Below are 23617 nucleotides of genomic sequence, written 5' to 3' on the forward strand. Positions count from 1 at the left end.
TAGTAACTCAGTATTTCATCTAATGTATTTGGATTCAATTTCTATTTATCGTCAAAACTCCTAATTATTTATAGCTTTAAAATCAATAAATTGATAATAAAACTTATCGATAAACAAGGGAATTTCGTAAAAGAACGTAAGAAAGGCACTAGTAGCTGTTAACTTACCGATTTAAAAAGAAAAATTGAAGAAATTATTAGGGTGCTAAAACGGAACAACGCTGAGTAAACTCAGCGTTGAAACTGCAGTGCGACAACAAAGCCAATAATGCTGTGCTGAAGTGAGGTCAAAAAAGCCTTGATTAGCGAGTTTTAATCACTAAACGGTTGCTTTGTTTAACTTCTTCCATCACTACGTAGGTACGTGTGTCGTTTACACCTGGTAAACGTAACAGCGTTTCCCCTAGTAGCTTACGATATGCGGACATATCAGGCACACGCGTTTTCAACAAGTAGTCAAAGTCACCTGAAACTAAGTGACATTCTTGAATTTCTTCAAGCTTTTGAACTGCAGTATTAAACTGTTCGAACACGTCTGGCGCACCACGGTTTAATGTAATTTCAACAAACACTAATAGGGATGCATCTAAGTAATGCGGGTTCAACAAGGCTGTATAGCCTGAAATAAAACCTTGTCTTTCAAGACGGCGTACACGCTCTAAACAAGGTGTTGGGGATAAACCAACACGCTTGGATAATTCTACGTTAGAAATACGCCCGTCTTTTTGTAGTTCGTTTAATATATTCCTGTCGATACGGTCAAGGTCTTTGCCAGGACGCTTTTTATTGTCAATCATCTCTTTATCTCTCTTTCTCTAATTGTTATTTTCTACATCTATAAAATGAGCCCCTTGCCAACTACCTTTTTTATTAGGAATTCGTGTTCAGGGCAAATTCTATTTATAGTGCTGAAGTTCGTGTGAATGTAATGATCATTCACAATCGTGACTCATTTTTTAAGTTTGTAAGTAGTGTAAAGCTAATTTTCCAGCAAGAACAAAAATGCGCCATTTCCATTGACCTGCTAGATAATTAACTCTTACATAGATGTTTTCGCAAATGCGCAGCCGATTGTCAAAGCAAATGAATAAAAATCAGTACAAGATTTCGCTTTTTTTTCCAGTAAAACGTTTCGCAGCGCTAATTCAAGATAATTCCTAAAAATCATGAAGCGTGACTCCCCTACCTTTTTGTCACATTTTTTTACATTTGGCGAGTCTTGCCTATCAGAGAAATAAGTGGCATAAAGCTAAGTCGCACTTAAATCACTTTTGTTACCTTCCTATTTCTCCTACAATCCTAAGCATGCTTTTTTTGAGATTAAAAGAGGAATTCATGAGCACAACCACACATCGCAAGTTAATCATTTTAGGTTCAGGCCCCGCAGGTTATACAGCAGCTGTATATGCAGCTCGCGCAAATTTAAGTCCTGCACTGATTACTGGGGTGGAAAAAGGCGGTCAATTGACGACCACAACGGAAGTCGAAAACTGGCCTGGTGACCCTGAAGGCCTAACGGGTCCAGGCCTCATGGACCGTATGCATGAACACGCTGCTAAATTTGAAACCGAAATTATCTCTGATCACATCAATAAAGTGGATTTAAAACAACGTCCATTCCGCTTATTTGGTGATGAAAACGAATATACCTGTGATGCGCTAATCATCGCAACGGGGGCATCTGCACGTTATATTGGTTTACCTTCTGAAGAAGCGTTTAAAGGTCGCGGTGTTTCTGCATGTGCAACATGTGATGGTTTTTTCTATCGCAATCAAAAAGTTGCTGTCGTTGGGGGTGGTAATACAGCGGTTGAAGAAGCCCTGTATTTATCCAATATCGCCTCCGAGGTACATTTAATTCACCGCCGTGATAGCTTTCGCGCAGAAAAAATTCTGATCAACCGTTTAATGGATAAAGTCGAAAACGGCAATATCGTACTGCATACGGATCGCACCTTAAATGAAGTGTTAGGTGATGATATGGGTGTGACAGGTGTGCGCCTTGAATGTACGAAAACGCATACCACTGAAGATATCCCAGTAATGGGCGCCTTTATCGCGATTGGCCATAGCCCAAATACCGCTATTTTTGATGGTCAGCTCGATTTAGATAATGGCTATATCAAAGTACAATCAGGTACCCAAGGTAATGCCACACAAACCTCTGTAGAAGGCGTATTCGCCGCAGGTGATGTGATGGATCATATATACCGCCAAGCGATTACCTCTGCTGGTACTGGCTGTATGGCGGCACTAGATGCCGAGCGCTATCTTGACGGTTTAGCGTCTAAATAATCGCCATATGCTTTTGGTTTAGGCAGTGACCGTAATCGGTGACTGCCTTTTTTATTGTTTACCGTTCAATACTTCACATCGCGACATATTTTTAAGAGCAAGTTTATATTGCCCTTCTCCTGCACTGCCTATACTGTTTTTACATGATCTTAACTTTATAGGTATTGATATGGAGCAACCATCAGGGCGTGATATCGTTCGTGGCTATTCGTATTTTATTGTTATCATACTCGCCATCATTCAGGGCATCGTCATTGCCGCAACAACGGATTACTCTATTCGCTCTGACAGCCAGTTAGATGCAACTACGGTATTCCTACCCATGTTACTGGCGATATTCGTGCCATCAGTGGTTAGCTACTTAATCACTAACGCCAAATCTGTGGTTTTCTATCTTAGTATCGCTTTAACTATTGCTTTAACTTGTTGGGTTAACTTTTGGCATAGTCAAGACTTTGAAACCCCTTCTGATGCCAACCCCTTTATTGCATTCCTTACGCTGACTGTTCTGTTATTTTTCATGCTCCCGTGGATGCAATTACTGCAAGCAACACAGTCATGGAAAATCAATTACGGTTGCTTAATGGGGCTATATATTAAAAATACCTTCTTAGGTGTATTAGCCTCGGCAATTGGTGGGCTCTTGACCTTAATTGTGAAATTAGCCAGCTTTTTGTTTGGCATTGTTAATTTGCACTTTTTAAGTGACATTCTTGATAATGAAGTCATTTATTGGGTCTGTTTTACCCTTGGTTTTAATATTGGCTTAACATTTTTACGTGCAACTGTTGATATTCAACTCAGTAACTTCGTGAGCTTTATTGCCCGTTTCTTCCTGCCATTATTAAACGTCGTTGCGGTCATTTTCTTAGGTGGCTTTGTTATTTCCTATTTTTCTGGGTTGGACTCCGCAGGCTTAGGCTCTGCCGTAATGCTGTGGTTTGTGATCCTTAATCTCATTTTTATTAATTTTGTCTATGGGGATGGCAGTACACAATACCAATTCCGTAAAGGTCTGAATGCCTTTGTTTTAATAAATATTATCTTGCTCAACGCTTTTTCTGGGCTTTCACTGTACGGCATTCTTGTGCGGGTGAATCAATACAGTTGGAGCATCGAGCGGTTATATGCTTTTACCGTCGCGCTATTTTTAGCTTTGGTTGTTTTAGCCTATAGCCTTGCAATCATTCGCAAAAAAACATTGTGGATGACCTCACTCGGCACGATTAATAAAGTCGGTATTCTCTCCCTTATCGCCATTATTTTCGTGATCAATAGCCCTATCGCCAATTTCAAAACCATAACCATCAATAGCATTGTAGCGGGCGTGAACAACGGCAAAATCAAAGTGAATAGCTCGCTCGCTTATGACTTAAAGCAATTAGGTGCTGAAGGTAAGCTCGCGTTTGAACAACTAAATAGCAATCCTGAGTATCAAAAACAATTCCAAACCAGCCCTTATGCTGAAGAGCAACAAAAACCGCTCAAAGAGGTACTCATACAAGCGAAAAACAGCCCTACGTTGCCAGATAACTGGTTTGATTTGGGTGATAACCTCAGCAGTGCGTGGTATTGCACATCAAAACATGAACCTTATTCATGCTTAGGTTTTATGGCAGATGTGAATCAAGATGGGAAAGATGATGTGGTTATGTGTTATTCCTACCCGACTAGCTCAACTATTGATTGCAATATTTGGCAGGAAATAGAACAAAGCTGGGAAGTTGTCGATACACAAAGCCATTCATTCAATACCGTGCAGAAAAAAGATAAAGCTTGGGATAATTTGCTTAACGGACAATTTACCTTAAAACCGAAAGAGTGGCTAAATATAACTCCTACACCTTAAATTTCCATAAAAATGCCAACGGCTTAACAATTTTGTGTTAAGCCGTCTTCTCATTACGTAAAAATACAGTAGCATTCCATCACTTTTATGCTTTTTTAAGTTGAAATATTCAGTTTACCTTTACAGAACAATTTGATAACAAAGCACTTTCCACATTAAATAACCGACTTTTATTATGCAACATCTGCCACTTAAGCTGTTATGATGTAGCGTAAATAATCGAATTACAGGTCGAGATCAAAAACACCGCTCTCACTATTTTTATTAAATGCGTTGTTTGATCATTATTTTCCGCCCTGATGTTATTTGACTCACAGTGAACGACAAAACGCTGTTAGGTTTTCATAACCTAACTATACTCAATGACATTAAAACGACACCTGCTAACTAAATCATTATGGATAAATCAAGACAGACTGAATTGGTACGTTGGTTAAAACAACACAGTGCACCTGCTAAGCGTTGGTTGCGGATCTCCATGCTGTTAGGCATGGTCAGTGGATTGTTGATCATAGCTCAAGCTTGGTTCTTAGCCGTCATCCTACAAGCACTGATTATGGATGGCACCCCGCGAGAACAGCTATTGACCCCATTTTGCCTTCTGATTGGCGTATTTGTTTTACGTGCCATTGTGACTTACATTCGAGAACGGGTTGGTTTTCGTTGTGGCCAAGTTGTGCGCCAAGAAATTCGCACTCGCGTATTAGATAAACTCCAAGAACTCGGCCCGGTTTGGGTTAAAGGTAAACCCGCAGGAAGCTGGGCAACCATTATCCTTGAGCAAATTGAAGATATGCAAGATTACTATTCACGCTATCTTCCTCAAATGTATTTAGCAGGGATTGTGCCCATCATGATCCTTATCGCCATTTTCCCATTCAATTGGGCAGCCGCGATGATCCTATTTGTCACTGCCCCCTTAATCCCTATTTTTATGGCGTTGGTTGGCTTAGGCGCCGCTGATGCGAACCGCCGCAATTTTATCGCACTTGGCCGTTTAAGTGGCAGCTTCTTAGACAGACTCCGAGGGCTCGATACCCTTCGCCTGTTCTTCCGTGAAAAAGCAGAAGTTCAGCAAATTCGTGAATCCACTGAAGATTTCCGTTCCAGAACGATGGAAGTGTTGCGTATGGCATTTTTATCTTCTGGCGTATTAGAGTTTTTCGCCTCAATTTCTATTGCTGTGGTTGCCGTGTACTTCGGTTTTTCGTATTTGGGTGAAATGAACTTTGGTAGCTATGGCTTACCTGTCACGTTGTTTGCAGGCTTCCTTGCTCTGATCCTTTCCCCCGAATTTTTCCAACCACTGCGTGACTTAGGCACTTATTACCATGCTAAAGCTCAAGCAGTAGGTGCTGCTGAAACCTTAGAGACACTGCTAAATAGTGAAGGGGAAGAAAAGCCGCAACAAGGTATAAAAACGTTATCTGATGGCCCTATTCGCATTCAAGCCAGCCAGCTCGAAATTTTATCCCACGACGGTGTACGCCTTGCTGGCCCGTTAAATTTCACCATCGAGCCACAACAGCGTATCGCACTGGTTGGGCAAAGTGGTGCAGGTAAAAGCTCATTACTCAACTTATTACTTGGCTTTTTGCCTTACCACGGTTCAGTGACAGTTAATGATATTGAACTGCGTGAGTTGTGCCCTGAAAAATGGCGTGAATTGCTCGGCTGGGTTGGGCAAAACCCACATTTACCCGAACAAACACTCATTGAAAATATTTGTTTAGGTAAACCAAATGCATCTGAGGCAGAAATTCAACACGCTATTGATAAAGCATATGTTTCCGAGTTTTTACCTCACTTACCCAATGGCTTAAATACTCGCCTTGGTGATTACGCCGCGCGGCTTTCAGTGGGCCAAGCACAACGTGTTGCTGTCGCTCGGATTTTATTAAAACCCTCACGATTACTACTGCTTGATGAACCTGCAGCAAGCCTTGATTCGCACAGTGAGCAACGTGTCATGCACACACTGAACCAGCTATCTGAGCAGCAAACCACTTTGCTTGTCACTCATTTACTGGAAGAAACCTTGGATTACGACCAAATTTGGGTGATGGCAAACGGCCAAATCATTCAGCAAGGGAATTACTCTCAACTTAGTCAGTCTGAAGGCGCTTTTGCCCAGTTATTAGCCCATCGCAGTGAGGAGCTCTGATAATGAAAATTTTATATCCTTTCTTAGCCCTCTACCGCCGCCATTGGTTTTTAATAACGCTTGGGATCATACTCGCCATCGTGACATTGCTTGCCAGTATTGGGCTATTAACCCTCTCAGGTTGGTTCTTAGCTGGCACCGCGATTGCGGGCTTCCCTGGCTTATATTATTTCAACTATATGCTGCCCGCAGCTGGCGTACGTGGTGCGGCAATATTCCGTACTGCAGGACGCTATGGCGAGCGCTTAGTCAGCCATGATGCAACATTCAAAGTCCTTGCTCACTTACGTGTTTTTGCCTTTAGTAAAGTGTTACCCCTTTCTCCGGGGGGCATTAGCCGTTTTCGCCAAGGGGAGCTATTAAACCGCTTAGTGGCTGATGTCGAAACCCTTGATCACCTCTATTTACGTGTATTATCGCCGATTATCACGGCATTTTTTGTCACATTTGTCTTGATTTTCGGTTTAAGCTACCTTGACCCACGCCTTGCTTGGACACTAGGTGGCGTCATGTTGTTCTTATTGTTCACAATGCCATTTGTTTTTTACCATGCAGGTAAGCCTATTGGTCGCGAACTCACAGAGCTACGCGGTGACTATCGCACTATCTTAACTTCAGCCCTGCAAGGGCAAGCGGAGTTAACCTTATTTGGTGCAACCACACGTTTTCGCCAAAACCTTTGGGCAATTGAAAACTGCTGGCAAGCTCGCCAGCAGCAGCAAGCTGCACTAACAGGGTTATCCCAAGCTATTATTTTATTCGCATCGGGGATCACTGCTACCTTACTGCTGTGGATGGCCGCTGAGCACGTCGGTGGAGATACTAAACCCGGTGCATTGATTGCGCTATTTGTGTTCTGTGCGTTAGCCGCCTTCGAAGCCTTAGGGCCTGTCGCCGTCGCCTTTCAGCATATGGGGCAAGTAATTGCTTCTGCAACACGGGTTTCCCAATTAATGACAGCAAAACCTGAAGTGACGTTCCCAAGCGAAAGCCCTTCAATCACAACACTAGAAAGCCTGACTGTCGATAATATCTCGTTCACCTACCCTGAACAGCCATTTGCCGTCCTCGATAACGTGTCATTGCGCTTAGCTAAAGGCCAACACCTCGCCCTACTTGGGAAAACAGGCTGTGGTAAATCAACACTCTTACAATTATTAACCCGTGCATGGGATGTCGATAGCGGTACAATTACATTAAATGGTCAGCCAATTAATGCATTTAGTGAAAAATCACTCCGTAGCATCATGTCGGTTGTACCGCAACGTGTGCATGTGTTTAGTGATACTCTGCGTAATAATTTATTATTAGCGAATGAGCAAGCTACCGATGCTGAATTGAATGCAGTTTTACAACAAGTCGGCTTAGGCAATTTGCTCGAAAATGAGTTGAAACTCAATGCGTGGATGGGGGAAGGTGGTCGCCAATTATCTGGTGGTGAACAGCGCCGCTTAGGCATTGCCCGTGCATTGTTGCACAACACACCGCTAGTGTTGATGGATGAACCAACAGAAGGCTTAGACGCACAAACTGAACAGCAAATCTTAGCGTTACTAAAAGAAAAATGTGCTGACAAAACCTTGATTGTGATCACCCACCGCATGCAAGGCTTAGAAGAAATGGATAACATCTGCGTAATGGATAGTGGTAAAATTGTCGAGCAAGGCACCCATCAAGCGTTGTTAGATAGGCAAGGCCAATACTACCAATTCCGCCAGCGCCATTGGGCTCAGAAAACACACTGAGGCGCAATATGTACCAACTCGATGATGACTCATATTTGTTCCCTCCCGTCTCGGAAGCGATGCGGGAACCCAATGGTTTATTAGCTATTGGAGGCGATCTTTCATCAAAAAGGCTGCAAGCAGCGTATTATGATGGTATCTTCCCATGGTTCAATCCAAGTGAGATGCCTTTATGGTGGTCACCAGACCCAAGAGCGGTATTATTGATGGGCGATTTACACATCAGCCGCTCAATGAAAAAAGTGTTAAAAAAGCAGATTTATCGTATTACGGTTAACCACGCTTTCAAGGATGTTATTGAAGCGTGTTCTGTGCGTGAAGAAGGAACGTGGATCTTACCTGAAGTGCAAGCAGGTTACCTTGAGTTACACCACGAAGGGATGGCTCATTCTATTGAAGCTTGGTATGACGACAAACTGGTTGGCGGCCTATACGGTGTGAATATGGGCCATCTATTTTGTGGGGAATCCATGTTCAGTAGAATGAATGATGCATCCAAATTTGCTTTTATTACATTCTATTTTCATTTTTTGCGCTATAATGGGCAGCTTTTTGATTGTCAGGTACTTAACCACCACACCGCCTCACTTGGCGCAAAAGAAATATCCCGTAGGGATTTTTTACATATTCTTTATCGGTGGCGTGACAAAGGGATAGACCCCGCCTGCTGGATACCGCAATCGATTGAATTACCGCCAATTTTCAATTAGTGAACGTTGGTTTATTATTAATTTTATTCCTTCACATAAGCATAAAGATCGCGTTAAAATGCGACACTTCTTTACTTAGTGCGGGTTTTTGGGCATTATCTTGCCCGTTAAAAATCACGGTTATTAAACTTAGAGGATTAGATGGCCAAAGAAGACAATATTGAAATGCAGGGCACAGTTTTAGATACCCTGCCAAATACAATGTTCCGTGTTGAACTGGAAAACGGTCACGTGGTGACTGCTCATATTTCTGGTAAAATGCGTAAAAACTATATCCGCATCCTGACAGGCGACAAGGTAACTGTAGAGTTAACCCCTTATGACCTGAGCAAAGGCCGAATCATTTTCCGTAGCCGTTGATTACCTCTTCAGGCAAGGCCTGACATTACCACAGGTGCATGAGACACCTGTGGTTAATTATGTCAGAATACCGCATCCTCCGGAGAGGCCTTGTGCACGCTACTGAAGCTGTATGTCAGTGTGTTACTTTTTTCATCAAGCCCGATACTCACAGAGCCGCCGTTGGTTAGTGAACCAAATAGCAATTCATTTGCTAATGGTTTCTTCAGGTTCTCCTGAATTGCGCGCGCCATAGGTCGGGCACCCATTGCTTTATCATAGCCTTTTTCACATAACCAATGACGTGCTGCCGCACTCACCTCAATTGACACGCCTTTCTCATCCAACTGCGCTTGTAACTCAACAATGAATTTATCAACAACCAGGGTGATAATTTCTGGCGTCAGTGAATTGAACCAGATAATACCATCAAGACGGTTACGGAACTCAGGCGAGAAAGCACGCTTGATTTCCGACATCGCATCCGTGCTGTTATCCTGCTCTGCGAAACCAATCGAGCGGCGCTGCGTTTCTTGAACCCCTGCGTTTGTGGTCATGACGACAATCACGTTACGGAAATCCGCTTTACGGCCGTTGTTATCGGTAAGTGTGCCGTGGTCCATCACTTGCAATAAAATGTTGAATACATCTGGATGCGCTTTTTCAATCTCATCCAATAACACCACAGAGTGTGGATGCTTGATCACCGCATCAGTCAGTAAGCCACCTTGATCAAAGCCTACATAGCCTGGAGGCGCACCAATTAAACGGCTGACGGTATGACGTTCCATGTATTCAGACATATCAAAACGCAATAATTTAATATCCAGCGCTTTGGCTAATTGAACCGTGACTTCCGTTTTACCTACCCCTGTAGGCCCTGCAAACAAGAAGGAGCCGACAGGTTTATTTTCTAACCCTAACCCTGCGCGATTCATTTTGATCGCTTCAGACAACGCCTCAATCGCTTTATCTTGCCCAAATACTAACATCTTCAAGCGTGAATCAAGGGTTTTGAGTTTGTCTTTATCGCTCGATGAAACTGTTTTTTCTGGAATTCGCGCAATACGTGCAACGACAGTTTCGATCTCAGGAACACCAATCGTTTTTTTGCGTTTGCTTGGTGCAACTAAACGTGTACGCGCGCCAGCTTCATCAATCACGTCTATGGCTTTATCTGGTAAATGCCTGTCGGTGATATATTTAATCGATAAATCTACCGCTGCCTGGATGGCTTTCGCAGTGTAACGCACATCGTGATGTGCTTCGTATTTCGGTTTTAACCCATTAATAATACGAATGGTTTCTTCTGGTGTCGGTTCAACAATATCAATTTTTTGGAAACGACGAGCTAGCGCCCTGTCTTTTTCAAACACACTACCAAATTCTTGATAGGTGGTTGAACCAATCACGCGAATACGCCCACCCGAAAGTAGTGGCTTAATTAAGTTAGCAGCATCCACCTGCCCACCTGATGCAGCCCCAGCACCAATAATAGTGTGGATCTCATCGATAAACAGTATGCTTTTGGGGTCTTTTTCCAACATTTTTAGCAAGGCTTTGAAGCGTTTTTCAAAATCCCCACGGTATTTCGTTCCCGCTAACAATGAACCGATATCTAAGGAGTAAATCGTGCAACCTTTCATGACATCAGGCACATCGTCCTGTTCGATACGCCATGCAAGGCCTTCCGCTATCGCCGTTTTCCCAACACCAGACTCCCCCACTAACAACGGGTTGTTTTTGCGGCGGCGACACAAGACTTGGATCGTTCTCTCTAATTCAGCCTGACGGCCCACCAGCGGGTCGATATTCCCTTTTTTGGCCTGTTGGTTCAGATTGGTCGTAAAGTTGTCCATGTGGTCTTCTGAGACCGGTGGCTCTTCATTCGGCGCACTATTATTGGACATATCGTTATCTGACGATGACGATTCTTCACCTTTTACCGTACCATGAGAAATATAGTTGACCACATCTAAGCGGCTAACATCGTGCTTACGCAATAAGTACGCAGCTTGAGATTCTTGCTCACTGAAAATCGCGACAAGCACATTTGCCCCGCTAACTTCGCTACGACCCGATGACTGCACATGAAATACCGCCCTTTGTAACACACGCTGAAAACTGAGCGTCGGTTGGGTGTCTCTGTTATCATTTTCGGGTAACAAGGGTGTAGTTTGCGCGATGAAGTGTTCCAGTTCTTGACGTAAAGCGACAAGATCAACCTTACAAGCTTCTAAAGCTTCGCGTGCCGAGATATTACTCAGTAACGCCAGCAATAGGTGCTCAACAGTCATAAATTCGTGGCGACTGTCTTTCGCTTTCGTAAAAGCTACGTTTAAACTAAGCTCCAGTTCTTGATTGAGCATAAGCACCTCCCAAAATTGATATTAAACCAGATCAGACTTTCTCTATAGTACAAAGCAAAGGATACTCATGTTCACGGGCAAATGTATTGACCTGCGCCGCTTTTGTTTCTGCAACCTCTGCGGTAAAAATCCCACAAATTCCCTTTCCCTGAATATGCACATCTAACATTATCTGTGTAGCGCGTTCTTCATCAAAAGAAAAGTATTTTTGTAACACTTCGACAACAAAATCCATCGGAGTGTAATCATCATTATTTAATAGTACCTTATACATCGACGGTGGCTGTAAGGTTTGTTCCACTTCGTCTTTGAATATGACGTCTGTTTTAAATGTGCCCAGAAAATCGCTCATTACTTTCTTGCTCAGTGTTTAACTTCAAATTAAGCATAGTCTTTATTATCAACGATTTCTATCAATCCACATGATAGCGTTATAAAACTATACCATTACATTCTTTCATGGCTTTTCTTAAACAAGCCTTTCATTTGCAGTGTATCATGCCACTAACCTCATCGCTTATCTTTAGCAATCTGTGAGCTATATCAAATATCACAGAAAATAACATTTGGCGCTTATCGAATTTTTACCACTTTACCATAATTCCTGAAACTCCCCTCTTGACCTTAGAATGCAATCCACTACAGTATGTTTTACGAACAATTTTTAGCGTATATTTACTTAGTTTCTGTGTGTATTTTATACATATCTGCAAAACACAACTAGCAAACCGAAAGGATAAAATATGGAGACGGGTATCGTTAAGTGGTTCAATAACGCAAAAGGCTTTGGTTTTATTTGCCCGGCTGATGGCGGAGAGGATATTTTTGCTCATTATTCCTGCATCAGAATGGACGGTTACAGGACACTAAAAGCAGGTCAAAAAGTGCAATTTAGCGTGACAATTGGACCAAAAGGTAATCATGCGGATGTTATCATCCCCATTGAAATAGAAGAAACCACAGAAGGCACATCAGAATCAATTTTGCCCTGACGCATATAGAGCACAGTTAATTATTTCAATTATATTATTGATGCTGTTAATAATTAACTGTGACTATTTTATAAGCTCAACGGCCCGAAGTTTGTAAATGTGACATATCACCATACAGTGACATCAATAATGCATACTGTTCTGCATCATAAAAATCACACTGTTTTTGCGTAAAGGCTTTCGCCACCTCAATCATAAATTTCACCGCAGCAGCAATATCAATCTCATGACTTGCTCCCGTAGAGCAACCAGGTACCACGGTTTCAGAACAGATCGCCACACCAACAACAGGGGCTGAGGTAGATACCGCGGGTTGCATAATACTATTGATATGATGAAGGCCATTACCATACGGTGTAATATCCTGAATGGATAAAGGAAATGTCACCGCACGCTGCCCACTGCTCCACTCCATTAAGCGGAGTAAATCATTAGAAACAGGTAAAATGTACCCATTTTTAACCGTTGGTGATAATGCATAACCTTTATGATTCAGCAGGTTATTACCTTTGGTGGTATCTACCGACAAAATAGCATCCGCTTCAGGGATCGCTTCATGTTGGTTCATCGTGACATCTTCTAAAGGAGAGTCCATAAAATCAACTGGGGTATGAGGGCGAGTCGGCGCATTAGGGCAAATATGAGTTGTAATCACCACATCACCTACCAATTTATCGCCTTTTTCATGCATTTTTGCTAATTTCAATGCTGTTGCAATGGCCGCAATCGCCCCATCGGCATCTGAAACTACCCCAATACGTGACGGCCTTGCACCAATCCCCCCTAAACGGCCAATAATGCCTAATGTAGGTGCTTGATGACCTTGAGATTTACCTTGGGTGCCTGGAATAAGAATACGGACAAAATCACTTTGACCTTTCAGGTCTTTGACCGTTTTAGAAGAAACTTCAATTGCTGGGAAAGTCTTGAACAATGCAACAACATCTTCCCCCTTAACGTTCGCGCAATCGATTAGCTCATACGCACAAAGGGTTTGCTTTAGACTCATTGTACTTCCTTGAATTTTAATAATTTTTATTTGATTGTAGGGCTACTTTGAAATTAACTCACACAAAATATGACTTAATTTCATTTCACCCAAGTTAAGGCTTAACTGTTAAAAAAGCCTTATTTTTCCTGATGAAGGCGTATTCACGCACTTAAAATAAAATACTAATAATATAAACTACTTATGGTGTGCTACTTACTTTTACTACTTACCTTTACTACTTACTTTTACTACATGACATAACGCTATTTGCTGGTACTTCTTTGTAACCAATAAGGATCTCCAACCATACAACCAAGGTAAGAGGCCTTACGGCATAGGTTAGTTGAAAGTTGCGCCATAACCTGTTCATTCATTTGGGTTTCTGGCAAACTTAGACATAATGCATATAACGTGTTCAGCGATGGATCAAACACGGTACTCGAAACCGAGGCAACACCTGCAACAGACTCGTTAATTGAAAATTCCCAACCACGTTCATTGATCAGATTCATCTGTTCTGTTAACTTCACTTGTAATTCTTTATCTTCTCGGCCGATAATGTTTGCTCTTTCCTGCAACGGTAAGCGCGCTAACAGAGCCCGCCCCGTTGAAGTTCCAAGAATTGGCAAGCGTGTACCAGGCTGTGTGATCACCTGCAACATGCTATTACCGAAGCGTGCATGGACAACCCTTACCATTTCATCATCGAGCGCCGAAACATAACTGGTAAACCCAGTATCTTTCGTCAACTCATCAAGGGCTTCTAACGTCATATCTATCAATGGGTTCATCCCACGCGCACGGTGAGCCAACTCCATGATTAATAACCCTGGCCGATAAATGGGAGCATTATTCTTCTTTTCTAACAGCCCCAGTTCTGACATTTGCTTTAGTAAGCGAGAAGCAGAACTTTTCGGCATGCCTAATTCATTGACTAACGTCGTAACGGTAAGCTCATTACCTGAGCGTAGAAATAATTGATAAACATCAACGACGCTATTTAAAATGCTCATGAATCAAAACCTTGAGTAAGAATGCCATAATCTTGAGGCTTTCTATCACGTAAATATGGAATGGTTAAACGTGTATGGGCTTGTAAAACAAAATCAATTTCGCCAATTAACAACGCTTCACCATCACATGTGGCTTCACAAAGCACTTGCCCACGAGGGCCTAACACTTTGCTACCACCAAATAAGTGTAAATCCCCTTCATGACCCCAGCGGTTAACGGCCAGTAAATGTGCACCATTTTCCAAAGAACGGGATGCCGTATTAATGTCCCACATGTCTTTATCTTGTACACACCAAGCAGAAGGTGCGATTAGCAGCTCTGCGCCATGAAGGGTCAAAATACGCGCAACCTCAGGAAACCCCATGTCATAGCAAATCATGATGCCAATTTTGCCAATTGGCGTATCAAATACAGGGAAGCTATCACCACGACTAAACCATTGTTTCTCAATACCAAAAGCATGTACTTTACGAAACACACCGCTGATACCTTCACACCCTGGGTTCCACACGCCAACCGCGTTATAGATATCCCCAAGGTAGTCACCTCGTTCCACAAAACCACTCACGATAGTGATATTCAAGCGTGTCGCAAGCTCGCTAAATAAACGATATGTTTCGCTTCCAGTAGAATCGCTGAGATCCCACAGCTTCGTATTTAGCAAATCACCGCGATAACCTGTTGTGGCAAGCTCTGGAAAACAAATCAGTTTCGCCCCAGACTCTGCCGCTTGTTCACATAACAGCGCCATACGCTGCAAGTTACCTTGTTTATTCCCCAGTTCAGAATCAAACTGAGCAAGGGCAACTTTGACCTTGCTACCTGACATCGCACTTTCCTTAATCTAAGTGAGCCACTTTGCGAAAATGCACCGTATCGACACCTTTTGCTTTCGCTTGCCAGCGCATGCCAATCCAATAAGCCAGCGCACCTGTAATTAAAGAGTTAAGTGCAGGAATGCCATAATCGGCATGGAATGGACCTAATTCTGACGTTCCCCACCCCACAATAACAGCTAACAACCACACAACGAGTGTCACAGGGTTATAAGCTTCACAGCTAGATGGCAGCACACCTTGTTCGCGGGTGATATCAAGCTCTTTGCGATCGCGTTTTAAGATGTAATAGTCAACAACCATGATCCCAGCGACTGGTGGGATAGCAATGCCTAAGTAAATCAAGAAACTAATAAAATTGTCTAAAATACCTAACATGGAGGCAATCGTACCGAAAACACCAATTACCCATGTTAAATAGCGACGGTCAAAACGCTTATTAAAGATAGCGTTAAGCAGCGTTGAAAACCCGAGTGATGATGAATACAGGTTGATGTCATTCATTTTTATAGTGGCAAAGATAACAATCGATGCACCTAATAAGCCCGTTAATGCCATCATCAAGTCAAATACTTGGCTGGTACGTAATGCCAGAGCCATCAGCACCGCTATCATATTAACTAAAAGTTCACCAAAAAATGTACCGATTAACGTCATCCAAAATACATCCTTCGGTTTTTTCATAAAGCGGCTAATATCTGGTGTGGTAACCGCTGAAATAATAAAACCACCTGCAACCATAGTAATTGCCGCAGGCATTGTCATTAAAGGCCCAGCAGGGGCAGTATCATTGATAAGCGCACCAAGATCCTGACCTGATAATAAATTATACGTTGCCCAGCCTAACGCGAATAAAAAGAGCGGCGTTGAAATATTGGCGGTAATAGATAAAAATCGATACCCATATACCGTAATAATCGTCACCGCAATACCTGTAATAAGTGACCAAGCCCCTGGTGTTAGCACATTAGTCGCTTTATACATTCCATCCGCAAAGAAACCATTTTGGACGCCAAACCAGCCCATCAAGGAGATGGCAATCGCGCCACCAATAAGAGCTGAACCTAACTTTCCAAAACCAGACCACCTTGATAGTAGACTGATTGACATTCCTTCGCGGCATGCAGCTGCTCCAAGCCCCCAACTGACTACCTGTAAAATTACAGAGCCAAGGATGGTCGCCCAAAACGCCTGCCAAAAAGTTAACCCGTAACCGAGGGCTGCACCTAACATCACTTGTGAAACACAAGCGAGTGCGCCAATTCGTAGAATTAACACTTCATAGAACGGTCTACGAGCACTTTGGGGTACTCGAGCCAAAGAATAATCTTCACCTGCTTTATTCGCCATTTTGCACCTGCTGTGTGGTTGTCTTTGCTTAGTTTTTACTGGCTTTAATTGTTTGTTCCATTATATGGAACTAGGTTTCATTTATTCTACATGCAAATAATATCCATGATCGATATCGAATCGCAAGCAGAATTTATCTTTTCAGATAACTTTTTTATTATGGGATATTTCACGGAGCGAGGAAATACCACACTAATAAAAAATTTTATCGATAAATGAATAGGTTAAAAATTACGTGTTTAATTAGCAGAATTGGAGTGAGGAACTCAGTTCCATAAAATAGGACTATTCTTTAGCAGTAATTTCCCTCTAGCTAGCAGCAATCACTCCAATTTGGAGTGTCCTAGTCCGAAGTTATACGATTAGAAAAAAAATTTAGCTTTAGTAGGAATAAATGATTTATGAAAGAAATGGGGATAGTTGAGTTGGTAGGCTGCTATAAATAGTTAACATCGGAAACATAACATGCCAGCTGAAATAAACTACCCTATTAAATTTTGTCAGAATGACCTATTGAACTATGTATTTAAGAATGACCCCCTAATAAGCAAACTTGCCCAACAACTCAAAAGCATCTCCAATATTACATATGCATGTAAAAATGGTGCTTGCCAAGGTTTATCACACATATTCGCGGCTTATGAGATGGACGGACTGGGGGCTGAATCTCTACACCAGCTCAAAAATTGCTTAAATCCCTTTATACCATCAACATCCGCTTATAAAGAAGTCAACAAATGTGTAGAAGAAGCTTACTTAAAATGCATTTCAAATTTGTTAGCTGAACGTTGTACTGATATTTTTGATGTACAGATAAATCAATACCAATATAACGGCTATAATGACCTATATAATAATTATTATACCATTAACACAGTACCAAAACCTAAAGGAATAACAAACATTGAATATATCATTCAATGCTTAGAAGAAAATAACAAAAATATATATTCTAAGAATATAGAACCCTGTTTTAATCCTAATATTAAAATAGAAAAAGACATCACCTATGACCTATATAACAAAATAAGGTTTGGTAATGAAACACCTACTCCAAGGAAATATAAAGCAGAACAAAGCCTATATGATAAGATTAAAAAAGATAAAGATATCACTCTAAATGAAATGCAGTCCTTTATTAAAGAGATATATGCATATTGCATGTTACATTATGCAAGTGAGACAGCACTATTTAACTTAAATTCAGGATTGACAATTGATAATCGTTGTTCTCCTTTGTCCTCTATTAATGTAGAACCTAGTTGGGAGAGTATCTCCTTTAAACAATTAGAGAAACTAATTACTGAAAAAAGCATTAAAAAACAAGATATTGCTATAATTTACAGTTCAAATAATCACGCAATGGCAATTTGCGGGAAATATTACCCACAAAAACAAAGATACCTTTTTAGTTTTTTTGAACCAAATTATGGGTTAATACAATCATCTAATACAAATGAATTTATTGATTTTTTAAAACAAATTATAAGCCTCAAAAATACACTTCCTATTGCTTCTACACAAAAAACAAAAACTGATGTAACTATTGGTTATATACGGAAACTACAAAAAACACGAACACACTCAAAAAAAATGAAATTACCGAAAATCAACAATGCAGAGCTACAATCTGAAATCAAAAAACAGCTTACTGAGAGTAAAGTAAGCATCGATTTAGATAAAAGTACCAAACTCACTTTTGATGAGTATTCTCAAGGTAATAATAAATTGACAATGAAACTAAAAAAGGAGGGGGATACTTTTACCATTTATTCGACCTTGTGTGACATTCATTCAACTATAGCGTTAATCACTAACTCGATAAATAAAGTTCCTTTATTAACATCAGCAAAAATTTGTATAAATTCTTTAGGGAAAATATTTTATCGGCTTCGTTAACCTTACTTTATTCTCCTTTGTAGTCACTGAGCTACACAGGAGAATATATATTAACAAATCACTCTCTTGCTAATGCATCAATTGGGTTTAAACGTGCGGCGCTGCGTGCGGGCAAGAAGCCGAAAATAACCCCAATCGCGGTTGAGCAGACAAACGCACTAATAAGCGCGACAGGATCAAACGCGAACGTCCAACCAGGTAGCGCCATTTGCGCCAGTAAGCTGATCCCATAAGAAAGTGCAATTCCCATCAAGCCCCCCATTAAACACACCAATACCGCCTCAATGAGGAACTGCTGCATTACATCACTGGTTCTCGCACCAACTGCCATACGAATACCAATTTCGCGAGTTCTTTCTGTCACCGACACTAACATGATATTCATCACACCAATCCCCCCGACCACCAGCGAAATCACCGCCACTAAGGTTAAAAACAGTTGCATGGTTTGGGTGGTTTTTTCCGCTGTTTTTACAAAAGTATCAAGGTTATAGGTGAAAACATCTTTTTTACCGTGGCGTAACGTTAATAAACGCGTCAGTTGCTGCTCGACGTTTTTGGCGTCATACCCATCCTTAACGCGCACCGTAATGCTGTCATAATAAGGTCGATTTAAAATCTTGCTGTTCATCGTGGTATCAGGGAGCCAAACAGACAACGATTTACTGGAGCCAAATACTGATTTCTGGTCTTCCAACACCCCAATTACTGTCGCTGGCATATTACCGATGAGCAAGGTTTCCCCTACTACATTAGCTTGTTTTGGGAAAAAACGCCGTTTCGTGTTCTCATCAATAATGACCACTTGAGCACGCCTATTCGCCATGTCTTGCGTAAAATTCATGCCCTCTGAAAATTTTGAAGCATACACATTAAAATAATCGCGGCCAATTCCTGTTAACTGTGCAGATGCATCTAAATTCCCTTTCCTTAAACGTGCGGAACCATTTATCTGGCCTGAAATCGCGTGAACATAAGGCTGCTTAGCAAGAGCATCAATATCCGAGGCTTTTAAAGATTGTCGATTTTGTGCATCATCACTTCCAAAATCAGTGCCAGGGTAAATCGAAATCGTATTGGTACCAATCGACTTGATATCATTAAGTACCATACCTTGGGCAGCATCGCCGATGACCATAATAGAAACCACTGAAGCAATCCCGATAATAATCCCTAGCATGGTCAACAAGGTACGCATTTTATTGACCACCATGGCACGCCAAGCCATCAACAATGCTTCGCTAAATCGACCATAGATCTGCCCAAGGGATAGTTTCCTTGTAGGGGCTTTTGATAACGGTTTGGCTAATTTACTGTTTTTTGAACCTGAATCTCGAATAATTTCGCCATCTTTGATTTCGACAATACGTTCAGCTTGTTGTGCAACGGATGGATCGTGAGTAACGATAATCACCGTATGGCCTTGAGCACAAAGGTCTTTGAGGATCTTCATCACCTCTTCACCAGAATGGCTATCTAAGGCCCCCGTAGGCTCATCGGCAAGAATAACTTGCCCTCCATTCATTAATGCACGCGCAATACTGACTCGTTGCTGTTGCCCACCAGACAATTGGCTCGGCCGGTAATTAACCCGCTCGCCAAGCCCTAGGCGCTGAAGTAATTGCGTCGCACGTTCGCGCCGCTCCGCTTTTCCAGAACCTGCATATACTGCAGGGATTTCAACGTTTTGCTCAGCACTAAGGTGGTTTAATAAGTGGTAGCGTTGGAAAATAAAACCAAAGTGTTCACGGCGAAGCTCTGCGAGTTGGTCGTTGTCTAGCAACGCCATATTTTGCCCATCAATATGGTACTCTCCAGATGATGGCTTATCGAGGCAACCAATGATATTCATCAGGGTGGATTTACCTGAACCTGAAGCACCGATAATCGCAACCATTTCACCTGCATTTATTTGCAAAGAAACGTTTTTTAAGACAGTAACCTCATTTTCACCTTCACCATAACGGCGAGTGATCCCCTGGAGCTCAATGAGTGTGGCCATCTTAACTCTCCGAACCACTGTGCCCAATAATCACTTTATCACCTTCATTCAGTCCTTTAACCACTTCGACTGACACATCATTGCGACTACCAATTTCAATCTGTTTTTTCTCTGCTTTTTGCCCTTCTAGCACTTCCACATCATAAACCTGCGGTGAAACTTCATCCCCTAACGCAGAAAGGGGTAATATCAGCACATTTTTACGTGAATCGAGATCGATTTTGACCTGTGCAGTCATCTGTAATTTTAGGAGATGCTGAGGATTAGGGACTTCAAAGCGCGCATAATAGAAAATAGCATCATTGATTTTCTCAGGGGTTGGCAAGATATCTTTCAATTGACCTGAGAATTTTTTGTCTGGCGCACCGAGTACCGTAAATGAAGCCTCTTGGCCTGGTTCTAAATAAATCACATCCGCTTCAGACACTTCCGCTTTAACCAACATAGTGTCTAAATCTGCTAATGTTAAAATCGTTGGTGCTTCTTGCGCTGCAATCACGGTTTGCCCTTGTAACGTTTTGATAAACGTGACAATGCCGTCCATCGGCGCGGTGATTTGCGTATATTTTAAGTTGGTTTTTGCCGTATCTAGTGTGGCCTGGTTGCGTTTAATTTGAGCTTGATAAGTCGCTACCTGTGCTTTTTTTACATCCACATCAGTTCTGGCTTTGTCCAGTTCTTGTTGCGCGACAGCCTGCAATTTGGCTAAGCTCAAGTGGCGTTGGTAAGTCAGTTGCGCCAGTTTCAATTCTGCTTGTGCTAACGATAAATTAGCCTCAAGTTCACGTGTGGTCGCTTCAGACTCAGTGACATCATTTTGTGCTTTTTTCGGGTCGATAACCGCCAGTAAATCGCCTTTTTTAACGTAGTCACCCTCTTTAACATATAAGGTTTGTAACTGCCCGCTAACCTGAGCACCCACATCAACTTTACGTACAGCATCTAACTTGCCCGTCGCGAGAACTTGTTTATCTAAGTCACCACGCGTCACGTCAACGGTTTGGAAAACCTCTTCTTTCTCACCTTTAAAGAGAAAGGCAGCAGCGCCAACGACAACAATCAGGATCACCAAATAAATCGGCCACTTTTTTTTCGGTTTTACCTTCATCACTCTTCACTTCCTATCATTAAAAAGAGGGCGATGCCCCCTTCTAAATACTATGCTATATCACTTAAGTTATCGTTTAATTAAACATACTATAGATAAACACCCGCTATCTATAAATATTCAATCAACAATATATTCACTTTCGTTATCAATACGCTTTCCCCCTCGCTAACCATGCTACCCGAGAAAACATACTTTTTAGCTGTAATGGAATGCTATCAGGGCCCAGTTCTGCAGAACGGTTCACCGTAGCCAACGCTAAGTCAGGCTTTGACGTTCGGGAAATCGCTTTAATAATCACACGGCGTGTCGACACCCGTGCATTTTCTGGTATGTCAGCAATTTCATGATAAAGGCTTTTAAACCCCTCACGATATAGGAAATGTTCCATATCTGGCGCAGTGAGCATGGTTAAGCGATCCCTATCGGGTGAATTGATCTTATTCGCATAGTGGGTCGCAGTTGCAGCATATTTACGCCCTGCCTCGTCGCCATCGGTTAAAACATGCCATTCAATTCCCATTTTATTGGCAAATTTTAATAGTGGTTTCAAGCCACTTTGTGCAAACGCAATAACTTTAATTCCTTCGGTTTCAAAATAGTAGTGACATTGGCGAGCAAATTCACTCATTAGCCAAATCTCTGTTTCGCCTTCAACTAATAACCAACAACGTGCAAATAATGATGATGGTCGATTAAAACGAATATGAAACGAAATTTTTCGCAATTCTTCTGTACTGAGATCATTTGGCGTTAAACGATAAGCAGAAACTTTATTAGTATCACGTACTAAACGACATAAGTCTTCAAGAGGAGCTTGAGAAAGTAACTCCCCTGAATTTGTCGTGGTAATCCGTTGCAGCGCAAACAAGCTTAGTAATCCCCATGCAATCGACAGCATAATCGGATGCAGGCGAGTTTCGGGGTCTTCAACAATAATGAGCGGGCGGGCGTGTTTATCTAAATGAATATTGCCTTTGGATTGTAATAAAGAAGAAAACATCCCCAAGATAATCAAACGAATATTTCGTTGATTAGGTTTTGCAATCAAACGGCTGATGTTATCCAACGCTTTCCAGCCTTGCTTGCGCGGCTCAATATTCACCATATTGTCATTAAGCTTGATCATATGGGCACTTTGCCCTGAAAAATAGTGACTTAATAACTGCTGCATGGCGTCTACACCGTCACTTAATTCATCATCACTTAAACGTTCTGGATTATTCACTAGAGCACTGGTTAATTCTTTGATACGTATATTAAATGCATCACGAAACTCTTTTTCACCAACGACGATGGTTTCAGGGTTGAGGGTTTGTAAAAAACGCGCATCACGCAGGCGAATAACAGGGTATAATCGAATAATCTCTTTGATATACTTACCCACATTGTCCAGAGAAAGCTTATTTCCCCCTGAATTTAAAAAGCTTTTATCCACCGCAATCGTATTGTCATCTCGCAGCTCAGCACTCACTCGATAAAAAATATGTTTTAGATCATCACCATTATCAACCCAAACTGAGCTAAGATTATGAAAACGATAAGATTGGTGGCGGCCTTTATGCCTTTCACAAAATTTTAAAACAATTTGCAATGACCGATAACGGGAAGCGTTGTCCCCTGTGGGGTGATGAAAATCGTGCAGATTAAATTGGTAATCTTGATGTTCTGGTGAGAGAAGCAAATCGAGCGCATCAAGAAGACTGGATTTACCCCATGAGTTTTCCCCGATCAAAACAGTACTGTTATTGAGTTCTAAGGAAAGGCGGTTGATCCCTCTAAATCCGTATATCTCAACACGTTCCAGATACATATCTCACTCCTTGTCATATTTTCTTTAATATACTCTGAACTCGTCAATTTGCATTCAAATTATCAATAATGGTGCTGACAAAACGCACATTTAGAGCTTATCGATTAACCCATGGTTTTACTATAAGTATGTCTGCAAAATA

Annotated in this window: 18 protein-coding genes; 8 read left to right on the top strand and 10 right to left on the bottom strand. The window is 41.7% G+C overall.

What is annotated here, in order from left to right:
- Nucleotides 1-301 precede the first annotated feature (301 nt).
- The gene (gene lrp, locus ACE2AL_RS14305; protein ID WP_004918089.1) at nt 302-796 is read right to left on the bottom strand and encodes a leucine-responsive transcriptional regulator Lrp; all 495 of its coding nucleotides are present in this window, start codon (nt 794-796) and stop codon (nt 302-304) included.
- Nucleotides 797-1334: 538 nt separating this feature from the next.
- Between lrp and trxB the strand changes: the two genes are divergently transcribed.
- From trxB to infA, 6 genes are all read left to right on the top strand, one after another.
- Nucleotides 1335-2294, top strand: a complete 960-nt coding sequence (trxB, locus tag ACE2AL_RS14310) for a thioredoxin-disulfide reductase (RefSeq protein WP_206085445.1) — start codon at nt 1335-1337, stop codon at nt 2292-2294.
- 169 nt (nt 2295-2463) lie between these two features.
- On the top strand, nt 2464-4143 hold the full coding sequence (locus tag ACE2AL_RS14315; protein ID WP_206085444.1) for a DUF4153 domain-containing protein: 1680 nt from the start codon (nt 2464-2466) through the stop codon (nt 4141-4143).
- Nucleotides 4144-4540: 397 nt separating this feature from the next.
- Nucleotides 4541-6307, top strand: coding sequence for a cysteine/glutathione ABC transporter permease/ATP-binding protein CydD (cydD, locus tag ACE2AL_RS14320; RefSeq protein ID WP_272538773.1), 1767 nt, complete (start codon nt 4541-4543; stop codon nt 6305-6307).
- Nucleotides 6308-6309: 2 nt separating this feature from the next.
- Nucleotides 6310-8052, top strand: a complete 1743-nt coding sequence (cydC, locus tag ACE2AL_RS14325; protein WP_206085442.1) for a cysteine/glutathione ABC transporter ATP-binding protein/permease CydC — start codon at nt 6310-6312, stop codon at nt 8050-8052.
- 8 nt (nt 8053-8060) lie between these two features.
- Nucleotides 8061-8762 carry a leucyl/phenylalanyl-tRNA--protein transferase gene (gene aat, locus ACE2AL_RS14330; protein WP_206085441.1) on the top strand — a complete coding sequence of 234 codons (702 nt, stop codon included), beginning with the start codon at nt 8061-8063 and terminating at the stop codon, nt 8760-8762.
- 141 nt (nt 8763-8903) lie between these two features.
- A complete protein-coding gene (infA, locus tag ACE2AL_RS14335) occupies nt 8904-9122 on the top strand; it encodes a translation initiation factor IF-1 (protein ID WP_004244560.1) in 219 nt (72 codons plus the stop codon).
- 62 nt (nt 9123-9184) lie between these two features.
- Here the strand turns inward: infA and clpA are convergent, their stop codons facing one another.
- Nucleotides 9185-11470, bottom strand: a complete 2286-nt coding sequence (gene clpA / locus ACE2AL_RS14340; RefSeq protein WP_206085440.1) for an ATP-dependent Clp protease ATP-binding subunit ClpA — start codon at nt 11468-11470, stop codon at nt 9185-9187.
- A 31-nt stretch (nt 11471-11501) separates the two neighbouring features.
- The gene (clpS, locus tag ACE2AL_RS14345) at nt 11502-11822 is read right to left on the bottom strand and encodes an ATP-dependent Clp protease adapter ClpS (protein WP_272573472.1); all 321 of its coding nucleotides are present in this window, start codon (nt 11820-11822) and stop codon (nt 11502-11504) included.
- A 391-nt stretch (nt 11823-12213) separates the two neighbouring features.
- On the opposite strand from clpS, the gene cspD reads away from it, so the two are divergent.
- Entirely contained in the window at nt 12214-12462 is a 249-nt protein-coding gene (gene cspD / locus ACE2AL_RS14350) for a cold shock domain-containing protein CspD (protein WP_206085438.1), read from the top strand.
- A 76-nt stretch (nt 12463-12538) separates the two neighbouring features.
- Here the strand turns inward: cspD and ACE2AL_RS14355 are convergent, their stop codons facing one another.
- From ACE2AL_RS14355 to ACE2AL_RS14370, 4 genes are all read right to left on the bottom strand, one after another.
- Nucleotides 12539-13471 (bottom strand): DUF1177 domain-containing protein, encoded by a 933-nt coding sequence (locus ACE2AL_RS14355; protein ID WP_206085437.1) that lies wholly within the window; start codon nt 13469-13471, stop codon nt 12539-12541.
- A 245-nt stretch (nt 13472-13716) separates the two neighbouring features.
- Nucleotides 13717-14466 carry an IclR family transcriptional regulator gene (locus tag ACE2AL_RS14360; protein ID WP_206085436.1) on the bottom strand — a complete coding sequence of 250 codons (750 nt, stop codon included), beginning with the start codon at nt 14464-14466 and terminating at the stop codon, nt 13717-13719.
- A complete protein-coding gene (locus tag ACE2AL_RS14365; protein ID WP_206085435.1) occupies nt 14463-15296 on the bottom strand; it encodes a nitrilase-related carbon-nitrogen hydrolase in 834 nt (277 codons plus the stop codon). The genes ACE2AL_RS14360 and ACE2AL_RS14365 overlap by 4 nt, the downstream gene beginning before the upstream one ends.
- 10 nt (nt 15297-15306) lie before the next feature.
- Nucleotides 15307-16653 (bottom strand): purine-cytosine permease family protein, encoded by a 1347-nt coding sequence (locus tag ACE2AL_RS14370; protein ID WP_375083628.1) that lies wholly within the window; start codon nt 16651-16653, stop codon nt 15307-15309.
- Nucleotides 16654-17118: 465 nt separating this feature from the next.
- Here ACE2AL_RS14370 and ACE2AL_RS14375 point away from each other — a divergent pair, with 465 nt between their 5' ends.
- On the top strand, nt 17119-18552 hold the full coding sequence (locus tag ACE2AL_RS14375; RefSeq protein WP_375083629.1) for a hypothetical protein: 1434 nt from the start codon (nt 17119-17121) through the stop codon (nt 18550-18552).
- Nucleotides 18553-18610: 58 nt separating this feature from the next.
- On the opposite strand, the gene macB is transcribed toward ACE2AL_RS14375, so the two are convergent.
- The 3 genes from macB to ACE2AL_RS14390 form a co-directional block, all read right to left on the bottom strand.
- Nucleotides 18611-20554, bottom strand: a complete 1944-nt coding sequence (macB, locus tag ACE2AL_RS14380) for a macrolide ABC transporter ATP-binding protein/permease MacB (protein ID WP_272573469.1) — start codon at nt 20552-20554, stop codon at nt 18611-18613.
- Between the two features lies 1 nt (nt 20555).
- Nucleotides 20556-21662, bottom strand: coding sequence for a macrolide transporter subunit MacA (macA, locus tag ACE2AL_RS14385; protein WP_375084312.1), 1107 nt, complete (start codon nt 21660-21662; stop codon nt 20556-20558).
- A 148-nt stretch (nt 21663-21810) separates the two neighbouring features.
- Entirely contained in the window at nt 21811-23475 is a 1665-nt protein-coding gene (locus ACE2AL_RS14390; protein WP_206085430.1) for an ATP-dependent endonuclease, read from the bottom strand.
- Nucleotides 23476-23617: the final 142 nt, after the last annotated feature.

This window comes from Providencia xihuensis (assembly GCF_041953405.1).
Classification (GTDB): Bacteria; Pseudomonadota; Gammaproteobacteria; order Enterobacterales; family Enterobacteriaceae; genus Providencia; species Providencia vermicola.